This window comes from Kitasatospora sp. NPDC053057 (genome assembly GCF_044546945.1).
Classification (GTDB): domain Bacteria; phylum Actinomycetota; class Actinomycetes; order Streptomycetales; family Streptomycetaceae; genus Kitasatospora.
In genome coordinates, this window is record NZ_JBITZP010000040.1 from 56,820 (window position 1) to 72,740 (window position 15,921).

Here is a 15,921-nt window from a genome sequence, read left to right on the forward strand (position 1 = left end):
ATCACGCTGTTTGTCCGACTTGTTACTTTGGCCACAAGAAGCATGAATCAAAGGTGAACTGCGCGTTGCGGCCCATCATTCAAAGGCGGCGCTCCGGTTGGACGGCAATACGCCCAGGCGGCTCCGAGCGGCACCGCAACTCCCCGGCCGGGTGCGGGAACCGCAGCCCCGGCCCGGAAAGATCTAGGTAACGTTTCAGCACCTGGGACGCCGAAGGGGTCGGACTCCATGAGTCCGACCCCTTCGATCACCGTCCGTAGCGGACGGCCCGGCCAACGGCCCGGCCAACGGCCGTCGTCACTGCACCGGCAGCCAGCCCGTCTGGACCATCTGCCCGTGGGTCGCCCGGCGGGACACGTAGATCCCGCGGCCCGGCGGCAGCGCCTGCGGCTTGACCGTCCCCAGCAGCGCGCCCTCGTCCCGGTTGCCGGACAGGATGACGCCCTGCCCGCCCAGCTCGCGCATCCGCTGCATCACCGGCTCGTACATCGAGCGCCCGGCGCCGCCCGCGCTGCGGGCCACGATCACCCGCAGGCCGATGTCCCGGGCGAACGGCAGGAACTCGGCCAGCGGCGCCAGCGGGTTGCCCGAGCTGGTCGCGACCAGCTCGTAGTCGTCGACGATCACGAACATGTCCTTGCCGCTGTACCAGCTGCGGTTGCGCAGCTGCTCGGCGGTCACGTCCGGGCCGGGCAGGCGGCGGGCGCAGGCCCCGCGCAGCATGTCCACGATGGCCGCCATGGCCGGCTGCGCGGCCGCGTACTCCACCAGGTACTCCTGCGGCACGGTGCCCAGCAGCGCGCGCCGGTAGTCGCCGACCACGATGCCCGCCTGGTCCGGGGTGTAGCGCTCGGTGATCTGCTTGACCAGCATGCGCAGCAGCGCCGACTTCCCGGACTCGGTGTCACCGAACACGATGAACAGCGGGTCGGTCTCGAAGTTGACGAACACCGGCGCCAGCTCGGCCTCGTCCACGCCGAAGGACACACCGCGCTCCGGGTGCTCGAAGCCCTTCGGCAGCGAGTTCCCGTCCAGGACGGCCGGCAGCATCCGCACCTGCGGGGCGCGCGGGCCGGTCCAGGCCCCGTCGACCGCGCCGACCAGCCCGGCCACGCCGTCCTGCAGGTCCTCCACCGAGGAGGAGCCGTCCAGCCGCGGCAGGCCGCCCAGGAAGTGCAGCCGCTCCGCGGTGATGCCGCGCCCGGCCAGCGGCGGGACGTTCTGCGCCACCCGGCGGTCCACCTCGGACTCCATCGCGTCACCGAGCTTCAGCTCGACGCGGTTCTGCAGCAGGTCCTTCAGCGCCGGGCGCACCTCCGCGTACCGGGCCGCGGTGATCACCAGGTGGACGCCGTAGCCGAGGCCGCGCTGGGCGATGTCGGCGATCACCGGCTCCAGCCCCTCGAACTCCTGCTTGAAGGTGTTCCAGCCGTCGATCATCAGGAACACGTCGCCGAACGCCTCGTCCGGCAGCTGTCCGGCCGCCCGGCGGGCGCGGTACGTCGCGATGGTGTCGATGCCGGTCGCCCGGAACAGCTCCTCGCGCCGGTTCATCACCCCGTGCACCTCGGAGACCATCCGGCGCACCTTGTCCACGTCCAGGCGCCCGGCCACCCCGCCGACGTGCGGCAGGCCGGTCAGCGACTGGAAGCTGCCCGCGCCGAAGTCCAGCAGGTAGAACTGCACCTCGCGCGGGGTGTGGGTGAGCCCGAAGGCGGCCGTCATGGTGCGCAGCACGGTCGACTTGCCCGAGCGCGGGCCGCCCACGATCAGGCCGTGGCCGGCCGCCCCGGAGAAGTCGACCTCCAGGATGTCGGTCTTCTGCTCGCGCGGCTTGTCCACGATGCCGATCGGCGCCCGCAGCCGGCCGCCCGGGTAGCCCGGCGCGGTCAGCCCGCGCTCCGGGACGACCTGCAGCGGCGGCAGCAGGTGGTCGATGCTCGGCGCCTCGTCCAGCGGCGGCAGCCACACCTGGTGCGCCGCCGGGCCCTGGCCGGCCATCCGCTGGACGAACACGTCCAGCACGGTGTCCACCAGCGCGTCGTCCTGCTCCGGTGCCTGCGGCACCTCCTCCTCCACCGGCTCCGGCGGCAGCTCGACGAAGGCCGAGGTGAACTCCACCGGCCGGGTGTTCACCCGCCGCCCGCCGGTCGACCGCTGCTGCCCCGGCGCCCGGTACGGCCCCGAGACGTACGCGGCCTTGAACCGGTCCATCACGTCCTCGCCGAACTTCAGGTAGCCGACGCCCGGCACCGGCGGCAGGTGGTAGGCGTCCGGCACGCCGATCGCCGCCCGCGACTCGGCCGCCGAGAAGGTGCGCAGACCGATCCGGTACGAGAGGTAGGTGTCCAGACCGCGCAGCTTGCCCTCCTCCAGGCGCTGCGAGGCCAGCAGCAGGTGCACGCCCAGGGAGCGGCCGATCCGGCCGATCTGGATGAACATCTCGATGAAGTCGGGCTTGGCGGTGAGGAGCTCGGAGAACTCGTCGATGATCAGCACCAGCGAGGGCAGCGGGTCCAGCGCCGCGCCGGCCGCCCGGGCCCGCTCGTACTCGTGGATGTTGGCGTAGTTGCCGGAGCGGTGCAGCAGCTCCTGGCGGCGGTGCAGCTCGCCCTCGATCGCGTCGCGCATGCGGTCGACCAGGGTGAGCTCGCCCTCCAGGTTGGTGATCACCGCGGAGGTGTGCGGCATGTCCGCCATGCCGAGGAAGGTCGCGCCGCCCTTGAAGTCGGCGAGCACGAAGTTCAGCGTCTCCGAGGAGTGGGTCATCGCCAGCGCCAGCACCAGCGTGCGCAGCAGCTCCGACTTGCCGGAACCGGTCGCGCCCACGCACAGGCCGTGCGGGCCCATGCCCTCCAGCGCGGCCTCCTTGATGTCCAGGTAGACGTGCTCGCCGTTCGCGCCGACGCCGATCGGCACCCGCATCCGCTCGTGCTGGGCGCGCGGGCGCCAGCTGCGGGCCACGTCGAAGGAGCCCGGGTCGCCCGAGCCCATCATGTCGGTGAAGTCCAGGTTGGACAGCAGCGGCTCGTCGTCCCCGCCGGCCGAGGCCCGGTACGGCGCCAACTGCCGCGCCAGCGCCTCGGACTGCCACAGCGAGAGCAGGTCCGGCTTGCCGGCGTACGTCGCCCCGGAGGCCGAACGCAGCACCAGCTCCTGCGGGTTGACCGTCACCATCAGGTGCCCGCTCGGCTCGTCCACCTCACCCGGGACGACCTCGATGACGGTCACCCCCTGCACGCCCTCGGCACCGGCCAGCACCGAGTCGTGCGGCACCCCGGCGCCGTCCATGATGACCACCAGGTGCGGCTGGTCCGCCGCGGGCGCCGCGTCCCGGACGAAGCGCTGACGGCCGGACAGCTCGTCCTGCAGCAGGTATTCCAGCTCGCCCAGGTCATGGGCGCTCAGCCGGCGCGAGCCCGCGCCGTCCGCCTCCTTGCGGTGCTGGTTGTGCGGCAACCACTTGGTCCAGTCCCACTCCTCGGCCGCGCCGGGCGCCGCGGCGACCGCGACCAGCAGGTCGTCCGGCGAGTGCAGGGTGGTCAGTTGGGCGATCATCGCGCGCACGTTGCCGTACACCGAGTCCGGGTCCCCGCACACCGTGATGTGGTAGAACGCCCGCAGCGAGACCGCCAACGGCAGGTCCTGCAGGGTGCCGTGGGCCTTCAGGAAGGAGTGCATCGCGGCCGCCGACAGCGGCTCCAGCTCGTCCATCGGCGCGGTCTGCGGCGCCACCAGCGGGGTGGACAGCTGCACCGGCCCGAGGCCCACCCGGATCTGCGCGAAGTCGCCGTCCGCCGTCCGCCGCTCCCACAGCCGCCGGCCGTCCTCGACGATCGACCACAGCTGGTCCGGCGCCGGGTTCAGGAACAGCAGCGCGCCGCGCTGGCTCTCCGCCGTGCGGCGCACCTGGCGGCGGGTCTGCTGCAGGTACTTGAGGTAGTCGCGCCGCTCGTCCGCCATCGCGGTCGAACCGCCCTTGCGGGCCCGCACGATCTGGGCCAGCACCATGCCGACCGTCGAGGCGACCATCAGACCGCCCATGATCTTCATCGGGGCGGCCGCGCCCGGCGAGAAGAAGAACACCGCCGAACCGCCCATGCCGAGCATCGGCAGGATGCTCATCAGCCAGTCCTCGCCGCCGTGCCGGGGCAGCTCGGGCGGACTGACCAGCTCCACCGGCTCGTCCGGCACCGTCGGCGGGTACGCCCTGGCCGGTCGCTTGACCATGATCACACCCATGCGTCATCCACCCCGCGGCGTCGATCGATCACTTCGGCATCAGCCCTCACGCGACTGCGCCCGCTCCGGTACGGGTTCCCGAGACTGAGGACGCCCCACACAGCGCAGCCCCCGTACCACCGTGCGCAGGCGCCGATCCTACATAGCGGCGGGTCCGGCCCCGTCGCCCCCGCACTGCCCGCGAGGCCCCGCCCCCGCAGCGACGCCGGGCACGAACCGAGCGGGTAGGGTAACGCCGCGCCAACTCGCGGCCCGGCCGGGCCGGTTCCACAGCCAGACCGCGCGCCACCGGGCCGCGGCACCGTCAACCCAGGGGGAGCGCCCAGTGCGTCGAATGATCGAGGTGGGGGCATGAGCTCTACCGCCGCCACGGGCTACTGCCGGGTGACCGTCGTCGCCCCGGACCGCCGGATCGACGTCGCCCTGCCCGAGGACGTCGCACTCGCCGACGTCTACCCCGAGGTGCTGCGCCTGGCCAACCAGAGCCAGCCCGACGGCACCCCCACCGGCTTCCACCTGGTCCGCCGCGACGGCACCGTGCTCGACAGCAGCCTGTCGCTGGCCGCCCAGCAGGTCCGCGACGGCGACCTGCTGGCGCTGCGCCCCTTCGCCGAGTCCCTGCCGCCGGCCGTCTACGACGACGTCGCCGACGCCATCGCCAGCGCCGTCGAGGCCGACCGCCGGTTCTGGACCGTCGACCTCATGCGCGGCTTCGGCCTGATCGGCACCGGGGTTCTGCTCGCCCTGCTCGGCTTCGCGCTCTGGTTCTCCGACCTGCGCCACGACATGCACAGCCTGCCCGGCGTGCTGGCCGGCGTCGCCGCCGTCGTGCTCACCGCGCTCGCCGGGGTCCGCGCCCGGGTCTACGGGGACGCCCCCGCCGCAGTCGCGCTCGGCCTCGGCGCCCTGCCGCACGCCATGATCGCCGGCAGCGGCATCATCGCCGTCGCCCACAAGTGGGACGGCCCCGGCCGGCTGCAGTTCCTGACCGGCTGCGTCACCGTCCTGGTGATCGCCGTACTGCTCGCCGGACTGCTGCCGGAGAAGGACGCGGTGTTCGTCGCCGCCGCCTTCGTCGCCGTCGCCGGCGCGCTCGCCACCTTCGCGGCCGTCCTGATGCCGGACACCCCGGCCGGGAACATCGCCGCCGTCACCGGTGTCGCCGCCGTCGCCGCGGTCGGCTTCCTGCCCAGCCTCTCCGCCCGCTTCGCCCGGCTGCCGGTCGGCTTCAGCGCCCCCGGCCAGACCCGCACCCGCAGCCGCGACTACGACGAGGAGGCCGAGCGCGCCGAGGCCGTCCAGTACGAGCGGATCGCCCACCAGGCCCGCCGCGGCCACGAGGTGCTGGTCGGCCTGGTCGGCGGCTGCGCCGCGGTCGTGGTCGGCGCCTGCGCCGTCCTCTCCTTCACCGACCGGACGTTCCCCGAGCTGCTCGCGCTCGCCCTGGGCATCGCCACCATGCTGCGCGCCCGGCTGTTCCGCTACACCGCGCAGGTCCTCAGCCTCACCGTGGCCGGCCTGCTCGGCCTGTGCCTGCTGATCGTCGGGCTGTCCCTGCACACCCCGCAGTTCGTGCTGCGCGCGGCCGGGTCCAGCACCGACCTGGACCTGCGCACCATCTGGCTGGCCGCCTCCATCGCCTTCGGCGCCGCGCTGCTCACCGCGATCGCCCTGGTGGTGCCCCGGCTCGGCGTCTCCCCGTTCTGGGGGCGCATCCTGGACCTGGTCGACAGCCTCACCCTGATCTCGCTGGTCCCGCTGGCGCTCGCCGTCCTGAACATCTACCGGCTGGTCCGCGGCGCCACCGGCTGACCCCCGGACCGGCCGCCGCCCACCCGCCGACCGGCCGGGTGGGCGGCGCTGGTACGCTTGGCCTCCGAGCGCAGCCATGTGTCCGCCCCCCGTGGGTCGCAGACCACAGACCGTGCTCACGATGCCGAGTTCTCGCAGAGTCCTGTGCTGTCGACCAGGACCGCTCGGTAGACCTTGAAGGAGTTGCAGTGGCTCTCGCCTCTGACGTCAAGAAGCAGATCATCGCCGAGTTCGGCCAGAAGGAGGGCGACACCGGCTCCCCCGAGGTCCAGGTCGCCATGCTCTCCCGCCGCATCTCGGACCTGACCGAGCACCTCAAGTTCCACAAGCACGACCACCACTCGCGCCGTGGCCTGCTGATCCTGGTCGGCCAGCGCCGCCGCCTCCTGCAGTACCTGGCCAAGAAGGACATCGAGCGCTTCCGTACGCTCGTCGACCGCCTGGGCATCCGCCGCGGTGCCGCCGGCGGCGCCCGCTAAGACCGCCGCTCGGGGCGGCTCCCCACACCGGGGAGCCGCCCCTCGCGCGTATGCCGCGGCGGTTCGACCGCGGCACCCTGGCATAACAACTCGCGCGCACCTCCCCAGGTGGCCGAGGATTGCACCGTAGGGTTGTGGGCATGCCGGGTGATGGCGCAGCAGCGCGCCACCCGGGCAGCCAGCCCGAACCCCCGCGGGACGAAGGCTTCAAACGGAAGCCGCCCGCATCCGAGAGAGCGTCCAGACGCGGACCGCCCGTCCCGGCCCGGCAGCCGTGAGGCGCCGGTCCTCGGTAGTGGCCCCCGGAACCCCCGCAGCAGAGCGGGGCACCCCGGAGGCTTCGATCGAAGACCGGCCCGACTGCCGCCCTCCCTGGTGGGAGGGTCCCGGGGCCAACAGCAGGCAGTGCGCGGGGACGCTCTCCCGGAGACGTACGAAAGAGGAGATCTTCCAGGTGGAAGAGAACGTGTTCTACGCCGAGGCCGTGATCGACAACGGTTCCTTCGGCACCCGTACCATCCGCTTCGAGACCGGCCGTCTGGCCCGTCAGGCCGCCGGCTCCGCCGTGGCCTACCTGGACGACGACACCATGGTGCTGTCGGCCACCAGCGCGTCCAAGCAGCCGAAGGAGCACTTCGACTTCTTCCCGCTGACCGTGGACGTCGAGGAGCGGATGTACGCCGCCGGCCGCATCCCCGGCTCGTTCTTCCGTCGCGAGGGCCGGCCCTCCGAGGACGCGATCCTCACCTGCCGCCTGATCGACCGCCCGCTGCGCCCGTCCTTCGTCAAGGGCCTGCGCAACGAGGTCCAGGTCGTCGTCACCGTGATGGCGCTCAACCCCGACCACCTGTACGACGTGGTCGCGATCAACGCCGCCTCCGCCTCCACCCAGCTGGCGGGCCTGCCGTTCTCCGGCCCGATCGGCGGCGTCCGCGTCGCGCTGATCAAGGGCCAGTGGGTGGCCTTCCCGACCCACAGCGAGCTGGAGTCGGCCGTCTTCGACATGGTCGTCGCCGGTCGCGTCCTGCCGGACGGCGACGTCGCGATCATGATGGTCGAGGCCGAGGCCACCGACAAGACCATCAAGCTGGTCGAGGGCGGCGCCGACGCGCCGACCGAGGAGGTCGTGGCCTCCGGTCTCGACGCCGCCAAGCCGTTCATCAAGGTGCTGTGCGCCGCGCAGGCCCAGCTGGCCGCCCAGGCCGCCAAGCCCACCGGTGAGTTCCCGGTCTTCCTGGACTACCAGGACGACGTCCTCGCCGCGCTGACCACCGCCGTCAAGGACGAGCTGGCCCAGGCCCTCACCATCCCGGGCAAGCAGGAGCGCAACAACGAGCTGGACCGCGTCAAGGCCGTCGCGGCCGAGAAGCTGCTCCCCGAGTTCGAGGGTCGCGAGAAGGAGATCAGCGCCGCCTACAACGCGCTGACCAAGAAGATCGTCCGCGAGCGCGTCATCAAGGACAAGGTCCGCATCGACGGCCGCGGCGTCACCGACATCCGCACCCTGGCCGCCGAGGTCGAGGCCATCCCGCGCGTCCACGGCTCGGCGCTGTTCGAGCGCGGCGAGACCCAGATCCTGGGTGTCACCACGCTGAACATGCTCCGGATGGAGCAGCAGCTCGACACGCTCTCCCCGGAGACGCGTCGCCGCTACATGCACAACTACAACTTCCCGCCGTACTCGGTCGGCGAGACCGGCCGCGTGGGCTCGCCCAAGCGCCGCGAGATCGGCCACGGCGCCCTGGCCGAGCGCGCCATCCTGCCGGTCCTGCCGACCCGCGAGGAGTTCCCGTACGCCATCCGCCAGGTCTCCGAGGCGCTCGGCTCCAACGGCTCCACCTCGATGGGCTCGGTCTGCGCCTCGACCATGTCGCTGCTGAACGCCGGTGTGCCGCTGAAGGCCGCCGTCGCCGGCATCGCCATGGGCCTGATCTCGCAGGAGATCGACGGTGAGACCCACTACGTCGCGCTGACCGACATCCTGGGCGCCGAGGACGCGTACGGCGACATGGACTTCAAGGTCGCCGGTACCCGCAACTTCATCACCGCGCTGCAGCTGGACACCAAGCTGAACGGCATCCCGGCCTCCGTGCTGGCCGCCGCTCTGAAGCAGGCCCGCGACGCCCGCCTGCACATCCTCGACGTGATGAACGAGGCCATCGACTCGCCCGACGAGATGTCCCCGAACGCGCCGCGCATCATCACCATCAAGATCCCGGTGGACAAGATCGGTGAGGTCATCGGCCCCAAGGGCAAGATGATCAACCAGATCCAGGAGGACACCGGCGCCGAGATCACGATCGAGGACGACGGCACCATCTACATCGGTGCCGCCGACGGCCCGGCCGCCGAGGCCGCCCGCACCACGATCAACCAGATCGCCAACCCGACCATGCCGGAGGTCGGCGAGCGCTACCTGGGCACCGTGGTCAAGACCACGACGTTCGGCGCGTTCGTCTCGCTCATGCCGGGCAAGGACGGTCTGCTGCACATCTCGCAGATCCGCAAGCTGGCCGGCGGCAAGCGCGTGGAGAACGTCGAGGACGTCCTCGGCGTCGGCGCCAAGGTGCAGGTCGAGATCGCCGAGATCGACCCGCGCGGCAAGCTCTCCCTGATCCCCGTCATCGAGGGCGAGGAAGCCGGCGAGGCCGCTTCCGAGTGAAGCGCCGCTAGCTGACCCTTGCGGCCCGTACGCCCTCCCGGCGTGCGGGCCGCACCCTGTTGTCCACGCGTTCGTCCGTACGTGCCATGCCACGTGCGTTTCCTCTGGAGGTACCCCCCGTGGCCCAGGCCCCGGCGGTAAAGCAGCGTCCCGGCAGCACCCGGACCCTGCTCAAGGGCGTCGACGGCGTCGGCACGGTGCGCCGCTCCGTCCTGCCCGGCGGCCTGCGGGTCGTCACCGAGACCCTGCCGACAGTGCGCTCCGCGACCTTCGGCATCTGGGTCGGCGTCGGCTCGCGGGACGAGACCCCGCAGCTCAACGGCGCGACCCACTACCTGGAGCACCTGCTCTTCAAGGGCACCGAGCGGCGCAGCGCGCTGGACATCTCGGCGGCCCTGGACGCGGTCGGCGGCGAGATGAACGCCTTCACCGCGAAGGAGAACACCTGCTACTACGCCCGGGTCCTGGACACCGACCTGCCGCTGGCCATCGACGTGGTCTGCGACATGCTCACCGGCTCGCTGATCCGCCCCGAGGACGTCGACGCCGAGCGCGGCGTCATCCTCGAGGAGATGGCGATGGCCGAGGACGACCCGGGCGACGTGGTCCACGACCTGTTCGCCAAGGTGATCTACGGCAGCGGCCCGCTCGGCCGCCCGATCCTCGGCACCCAGGAGACCATCAAGGCGCTCACCCGGGACCAGATCGCCGGCTTCTACCACCGCCGCTACCGCCCGGAGAACCTGGTCGTCGCCGCGGCCGGCAACCTCGACCACCGCAAGGTGGTCAAGCAGGTCGAGCGGGCCTTCGCCCCGGTGCTGGCCCGCTCCACCGCGGCGCCCGCCGAGGCCCGGCGCGGCGTCAAGGCGCTGCGCACGGCCGGCCGGGTCGAGGTGCTCAACCGCTCCACCGAGCAGGCCCACCTGGTGATGGGCGTGCCCGGGGTGCCCCGGCACGACGAGCGCCGCTGGGCGATGGGCGTGCTGAACGCGGCCCTGGGCGGCGGGATGAGCTCCCGGCTGTTCCAGGAGGTCCGGGAGAAGCGCGGCCTGGCGTACTCGGTCTACTCGTACTCCTCCTCCTACGCGGACAGCGGCCTGTTCGGCATCTACGCCGGCTGCCAGCCCAAGCGGGTCGAGGAGGTGCTGCGGATCTGCCGCGAGGAGCTGGCCAAGGTGGTCGCCGAGGGCATCACCGAGGAGGAGCTGCACCGCGCGATCGGGCAGATCTCCGGCTCCACCGTGCTCGGCATGGAGGACACCGGATCGCTGATGAACCGGATCGGCAAGGCCGAGCTCAGCTACGGGCACCACCTGTCGGTGGACGACATGCTGGAGCGGATCGCGGCGGTGACCCTGGAGGACGTCCAGGCGGTGGCCCGTGATGTGCTGGGCGCGTACCGGCCGTCGCTGGCGCTGATCGGTCCGGTCAACGACAAGCGGGCCGCCAAGCTCGCCGATCTGCTGGTCTGAGACCGGCTGGTGTGAGAGGAACTTCGCTATGACGCTGCGTGTCGCCGTGATCGGCGCCAAGGGACGGATCGGCTCCGAGGCCGTCAAGGCCGTCGAGGCCGCGCCTGACCTGGAGCTGGTCGCCGCCCTCGGGCGCGGCTCGAAGCTGGAGGAGCTGACCGAGGCCGGGGCCCAGGTCGTCGTCGAGCTGACCCACCCGGACTCGGTGATGGGCAACCTCGACCACTGCCTGCACCACGGCATCCACGTGGTCACCGGCACCACCGGCTGGACGGACGAGCGGCTCGCCACCGTCCGCGGCTGGCTGGCGGACGCCCCGGACCTCGGCCTGCTGATCGCGCCGAACTTCTCCATCGGCGCGATCCTCGGCATGAAGTTCTCCCAGATCGCGGCGAAGTACTTCGAGTCGGTCGAGGTGGTCGAGCTGCACCACGACCGCAAGGCCGACGCCCCCAGCGGCACCGCCACCCGCACCGCCCAGCTGATCGCCGCCGCCCGCGCCGAGGCCGGCCGCCCGAAGCAGCAGGACCCGACCACCCACAGCCTGCCCGGCGCGCGCGGCGCCGACGTGGACGGGGTGCCGGTGCACGCCGTACGGCTGCGCGGCCTGCTCGCCCACCAGCAGGTGATGTTCGGCGACACCGGCGAGACGCTCACCATCCGGCACGACTCGCTGCATCACAGCAGCTTCATGCCGGGCATCCTGCTGGGCGTGCGCAAGGTCGTCGAGACCCCGGGGCTGACCTTCGGCCTCGAACACTTCCTGGACCTGTGACCGTGCTGATTCCTGGAAGAGTGCAATGACCTCCCGTACCGGTTTCTTCGTCCTGTCCGGCGTGCTGCTGCTGGTCGCCCTGCTCTGCGTGGGGGAGGGCGTCCAGCTGATCGCCACCGGCAAGCCGCTCGGCATCGGCATCGGCCTGTGCGCCTTCGTGATCCCGCTGATCGGCGTCTGGTTCCTGCGCCAGACCGTCCGCTTCGGCCGGGCCAGCGAGCAGCTCGCCCGGGAGCTGGAGGCCGAGGGCGGACTGCCGGTGGACGAGTTGAAGCGCACCACCGGCGGGCGGATCGACCGGGCCTCGGCCGACGCGGTGTTCGCCCGCCGCCAGACCGAGGCGGAGGCCGCGCCGGGCGACTGGCGGGTCTGGTTCCGCCTCGCCGTGGCCTACGCCGACGCCGGCGACACCCCGCGCGCCCGCAAGACCATGCAGCACGCCATCAAGCTGCACAGCACCGAACCCGCAAGGAGTAACGCGTGAGCGACGAACCGACGGCCCCCAGCTTCCGGAGCGACGTGACGGTGGAGCTGGTCCGCAGCGCCGCCGCGGACTCGGACGTCATCTGGTCGGCCCGGGTGTCGACCGCGGGGGAGCAGTCCCTGGAGGCGCTCCAGCAGGACCCGGAGAAGTCCAAGGGCCTGATCAACTTCCTGATGCGGGACCGGCACGGCACGCCCTTCGAGCACAACTCGATGACCTTCTTCATCAGCGCGCCGATCTTCGTGTTCCGCGAGTTCCACCGGCACCGCAGCGGCTGGTCGTACAACGAGGAGTCCGGCCGCTACCGCGAGCTGGAGCCGGTCTTCTACGTCCCGTCCGAGGACCGCAAGCTGGTCCAGCAGGGCCGCCCGGGCAAGTACGAGTTCCACCAGGGCACCCCCGAGCAGCACAAGACCACCACCGAGGCGATGGAGGCCGCGTACCGCGAGTCCTACGCCCGCTACCAGGAGATGCTGGCGGCCGGCGTGGCCCGCGAGGTGGCCCGCGCGGTGCTGCCGGTCGGCCTGTTCTCCTCGATGTACGCGACCTGCAACGCGCGCTCGCTGATGCACTTCCTCTCGCTGCGCACCCGGCGGGAGAACTCGGCGGTGCCGTCCTTCCCGCAGCGCGAGATCGAGATGGTCGCCGAGCAGATGGAGGAGCAGTGGGCGCAGCTCATGCCGCTCACCCATGCGGCCTTCGAGAAGCACGGCCGAGTCGCCCCCTGACCTGGGACGACAGGCATATGGGCAGTGTGTCTGGCATGTCTGGATTGCGGCTTTTCTAGCCGCTCCCTACATTCGTGACCACGGATTCCGGTGCTGCCTGAACCCCCGAGCGGGCAGCACCGGAATCCCATTTCCCCACCCCCGGCCTGCTCCACCTGTCCGAACCATGGACCGGCATGGGTACCGTCCCACCGCCTACGAGTAGCTTTGGACGCATGGCTCCGACCTCCACCCCCCAGACGCCGTTCGGCCGGGTGCTGACCGCGATGGTCACCCCGTTCACCGCCGACGGCGCACTCGACCTCGACGGCGCCCAGCGCCTCGCCACGCACCTCGTCGACTCCGGGAACGACGGCCTCGTCGTCAACGGCACCACCGGTGAGTCCCCGACCACCAGCGACGCCGAGAAGGCCCAGCTCGTCCGCGCCGTGGTGGAGGCGGTCGGGGATCGCGCCCACGTGGTGGCCGGGGTCGGCACCAACGACACCCACCACAGCGTCGAGCTGGCCCGGCAGGCGGAGGCCGCCGGGGCGCACGGGCTGCTGGTCGTCACGCCGTACTACAACAAGCCCCCGCAGGAGGGCCTGTACCGGCACTTCACGCAGGTCGCCGACGCGACCGGCCTGCCGGTCATGGCGTACGACATCCCGGGCCGCAGCGGGGTCGCGCTGAGCCATGACACCCTGGTCCGCCTGGGCGAGCACCCGCGGATCGTCGCCAACAAGGACGCCAAGGGCGACCTGGGCGCCGCGGCCTGGGCGATCGCCCGCTCCGACCTCGCCTGGTACTCCGGCGACGACATCCTCAACCTGCCGCTGCTGTCCGTCGGAGCCGTCGGCGTGGTCAGCGTCGTCGGGCACGTGGTGGCCGGTGAGCTGAAGTCGATGATCGAGGCCTACCTGGGCGGCGATGTGGCCAAGGCCACCGCGATCCACCAGGGTCTCCTGCCGGTGTTCACCGGTATGTTCCGCACCCAGGGCGTGATCCTCACCAAGGCCGCGCTGGACCTCCAGGGCCTGCCGGCCGGGCCGCTGCGGCTGCCGCTGGTCGAGGCGACGCCCGAGGAGATCGACCGATTGAAGCAGGATCTCGCCGCCGGCGGGGTACACCTGTAGCAGACACAGACGTGCGCGCCCCGGCTCGCCGGACCCGCCCGGGTCCGCCGCTGGACCGGACCGAAGGCGCGAGAGCACCGACCCAGTAGGAAAACGACACTGAGTACGCACGCCATATGTCTCCAGGGGGAGGACCCCGGGCATATGGCGTGCGCCGTGAGGAGAGTCTTTTGAGCCACCCGCATCCCGAGCTCGGCGCGCCCCCGGCCCTGAAGGAGGGCGCCCTCCGCATCACTCCGCTCGGCGGCCTCGGTGAGATCGGCCGCAACATGACGGTCCTCGAGTACGGGGACCGCATCCTGATCGTCGACTGCGGCGTCCTCTTCCCCGAGGACGAGCAGCCCGGCGTGGACCTGATCCTCCCGGACTTCAGCTACATCCGGGACCGCCTCGACAAGGTCGACGGCATCGTCCTCACCCACGGGCACGAGGACCACATCGGGGCCGTCCCCTTCCTCCTCCGGGAGAACCCGGACATCCCGCTGATCGGTTCGAAGCTGACCCTCGCCCTGATCGAGGCCAAGCTCGCCGAGCACCGCATCCGGCCGTACGTGCTGGAGGTGAAGGAGGGCCAGCGCGAGCGGATCGGCCCCTTCGACTGCGAGTTCATCGCGGTCAACCACTCCATCCCGGACGCCCTCGCCGTGGCCGTCCGCACCCCCGCCGGCATGGTCGTGGCCACCGGCGACTTCAAGATGGACCAGCTGCCGCTGGACGGTCGCCTCACCGACCTGCCGACCTTCGCCAAGCTGGCGGAGGAGGGCATGGACCTGCTGCTGGTGGACTCCACCAACGCCGAGGTCCCCGGCTTCATCCCGCACGAGCGGGACATCTCGGCGGCCCTGCGGAACGTCTTCGCCAACGCCGACAAGCGCATCATCGTCGCCTCCTTCGCCAGCCACGTGCACCGCATCCAGCAGGTGCTGGACGCCGCGCACGAGTACAAGCGCAAGGTCGCCTTCGTCGGCCGCTCGATGGTCCGCAACATGGGCATCGCCCGCGACCTCGGGTACCTGAAGGTCCCCGGCAACATGGTCGTCGACGTCAAGCAGCTCGACGACCTGCCGGACAAGGAGGTCGTGCTGATCTGCACCGGCTCTCAGGGCGAGCCGATGGCGGCGCTGTCCCGGATGGCCAACCGCGACCACCAGATCCGCATCGTCGAGGGCGACACCGTCGTCCTGGCGTCCTCGCTCATCCCGGGTAACGAGAACGCCGTCTACCGGGTGATCAACGGCCTGACCCGCTGGGGCGCCAAGGTCGTGCACAAGGGCAACGCCAAGGTGCACGTCTCCGGCCATGCCTCGGCCGGCGAGCTGCTGTACTTCTTCAACATCTGCAAGCCGCGCAACCTGATGCCGGTCCACGGCGAGTGGCGCCACCTGCGGGCCGCCGCCGAGCTGGGCATCGCGACCGGCGTGCCGCGCAACCGCGTGGTCATCGCCGAGGACGGCGTCTGCGTCGACCTGGAGAAGGGCGTCGCCCGGATCGTCGGCAAGGTGCAGGCCGGCTACGTCTACGTGGACGGCGCCTCGGTCGGTGACATCACCGAGGCCTCGCTCAAGGACCGCAAGATCCTCGGCGAGGAGGGCTTCATCTCGGTCTTCGTCGCGGTCGACTCGACCAACGGCAAGATGGTCGGTGGCCCGACCATCCAGGCCCGCGGCTCCGGCATCGACGACAACGCCTTCGTGCCGGTCGTGGCCAAGCTCCAGGAGGCCCTGGACCGCTCGGCGAGCGACGGCGTGCTGGAGCCCCGCCAGGTACAGCAGCTCGTCCGCCGGACCATCGGCAAGTGGGTCGCGGACAACTACCGCCGCCGGCCGATGATCCTGCCGGTCGTCGTCGAGGTCTGAGCCCCGTCTCCGACCCTCGTCCGGCCCTGCTGAGGCTGGTTTGACGTGGGGCGACCCGGTGCGTAATGTTCTCCGGGTTGCCCCACGGGACGAGCCCCAAGGAAGTCCTCGAATGCGAATTCGAGAACGGCCGGGAAAACGGACCGAGAAACTCTGATAGAGTTCGGGAGCGCCGAAAGGCGAAAGCCAAATCGGATGAAAGAAACTCCGGAAAACGGAGCGGAAAACATCTGATAAGCTGGAAACACGAAAGAACGAAGCGCCCGGAGGGCCCGCTGGAAGGCGGTCCGAAGGAA

10 protein-coding genes are annotated in these 15,921 nt (G+C 71.2%); 9 read left to right on the forward strand and 1 reads right to left on the reverse strand.

Features of this window, described 5'->3' with window-relative positions; translation table 11 throughout:
* Positions 1-297: 297 nt before the first annotated feature.
* On the reverse strand, positions 298-4,242 hold the full coding sequence (gene eccCa / locus ACIG5E_RS31265; RefSeq protein ID WP_396539111.1) for a type VII secretion protein EccCa: 3,945 nt from the start codon (positions 4,240-4,242) through the stop codon (positions 298-300).
* 351 nt (positions 4,243-4,593) lie between these two features.
* Between eccCa and eccD the strand changes: the two genes are divergently transcribed.
* The 9 genes from eccD (at position 4,594) to ACIG5E_RS31310 (ending at position 15,625) form a co-directional block, all read left to right on the forward strand.
* A complete protein-coding gene (gene eccD / locus ACIG5E_RS31270; protein ID WP_396539113.1) occupies positions 4,594-6,054 on the forward strand; it encodes a type VII secretion integral membrane protein EccD in 1,461 nt (486 codons plus the stop codon).
* A gap of 188 nt (positions 6,055-6,242) precedes the next feature.
* Positions 6,243-6,533 (forward strand): 30S ribosomal protein S15, encoded by a 291-nt coding sequence (gene rpsO, locus ACIG5E_RS31275; protein ID WP_030289909.1) that lies wholly within the window; start codon positions 6,243-6,245, stop codon positions 6,531-6,533.
* Between the two features lie 454 nt (positions 6,534-6,987).
* Complete coding sequence (locus ACIG5E_RS31280; protein ID WP_396539115.1) at positions 6,988-9,195, forward strand: polyribonucleotide nucleotidyltransferase; 2,208 nt, start codon at positions 6,988-6,990, stop codon at positions 9,193-9,195.
* Between the two features lie 86 nt (positions 9,196-9,281).
* Positions 9,282-10,667 carry a M16 family metallopeptidase gene (locus tag ACIG5E_RS31285; protein ID WP_396539117.1) on the forward strand — a complete coding sequence of 462 codons (1,386 nt, stop codon included), beginning with the start codon at positions 9,282-9,284 and terminating at the stop codon, positions 10,665-10,667.
* Between the two features lie 28 nt (positions 10,668-10,695).
* Complete coding sequence (gene dapB, locus ACIG5E_RS31290) at positions 10,696-11,442, forward strand: 4-hydroxy-tetrahydrodipicolinate reductase (protein WP_396539119.1); 747 nt, start codon at positions 10,696-10,698, stop codon at positions 11,440-11,442.
* Positions 11,443-11,467: 25 nt separating this feature from the next.
* A complete protein-coding gene (locus ACIG5E_RS31295; protein ID WP_396539121.1) occupies positions 11,468-11,926 on the forward strand; it encodes a hypothetical protein in 459 nt (152 codons plus the stop codon).
* Positions 11,923-12,654, forward strand: a complete 732-nt coding sequence (gene thyX / locus ACIG5E_RS31300; RefSeq protein WP_396539123.1) for an FAD-dependent thymidylate synthase — start codon at positions 11,923-11,925, stop codon at positions 12,652-12,654. Before ACIG5E_RS31295 ends, thyX begins: the two co-directional genes overlap by 4 nt.
* Positions 12,655-12,869: 215 nt before the next feature.
* Positions 12,870-13,769: a 4-hydroxy-tetrahydrodipicolinate synthase gene (gene dapA, locus ACIG5E_RS31305; RefSeq protein ID WP_396539125.1), complete on the forward strand. Its 900-nt coding sequence runs from the start codon at positions 12,870-12,872 to the stop codon at positions 13,767-13,769.
* Positions 13,770-13,939: 170 nt separating this feature from the next.
* Positions 13,940-15,625 carry a ribonuclease J gene (locus ACIG5E_RS31310; protein WP_396539127.1) on the forward strand — a complete coding sequence of 562 codons (1,686 nt, stop codon included), beginning with the start codon at positions 13,940-13,942 and terminating at the stop codon, positions 15,623-15,625.
* Positions 15,626-15,921 lie beyond the last annotated feature (296 nt).

What these genes read in the sequence shown, in the direction of transcription:
- dapA (WP_396539125.1), top strand. Translation starts at nt 12,870, where the DNA reads ATGGCTCCGACCTCCACCCCCCAGACGCCGTTCGGCCGGGTGCTGACC.
- dapB (WP_396539119.1), top strand. Translation starts at nt 10,696, where the DNA reads ATGACGCTGCGTGTCGCCGTGATCGGCGCCAAGGGACGGATCGGCTCC.
- eccD (WP_396539113.1), top strand. Translation starts at nt 4,594, where the DNA reads ATGAGCTCTACCGCCGCCACGGGCTACTGCCGGGTGACCGTCGTCGCC.
- ACIG5E_RS31295 (WP_396539121.1), top strand. Translation starts at nt 11,468, where the DNA reads ATGACCTCCCGTACCGGTTTCTTCGTCCTGTCCGGCGTGCTGCTGCTG.
- ACIG5E_RS31285 (WP_396539117.1), top strand. Translation starts at nt 9,282, where the DNA reads ATGCCACGTGCGTTTCCTCTGGAGGTACCCCCCGTGGCCCAGGCCCCG.
- eccCa (WP_396539111.1), bottom strand. Translation starts at nt 4,242, where the DNA reads ATGGGTGTGATCATGGTCAAGCGACCGGCCAGGGCGTACCCGCCGACG.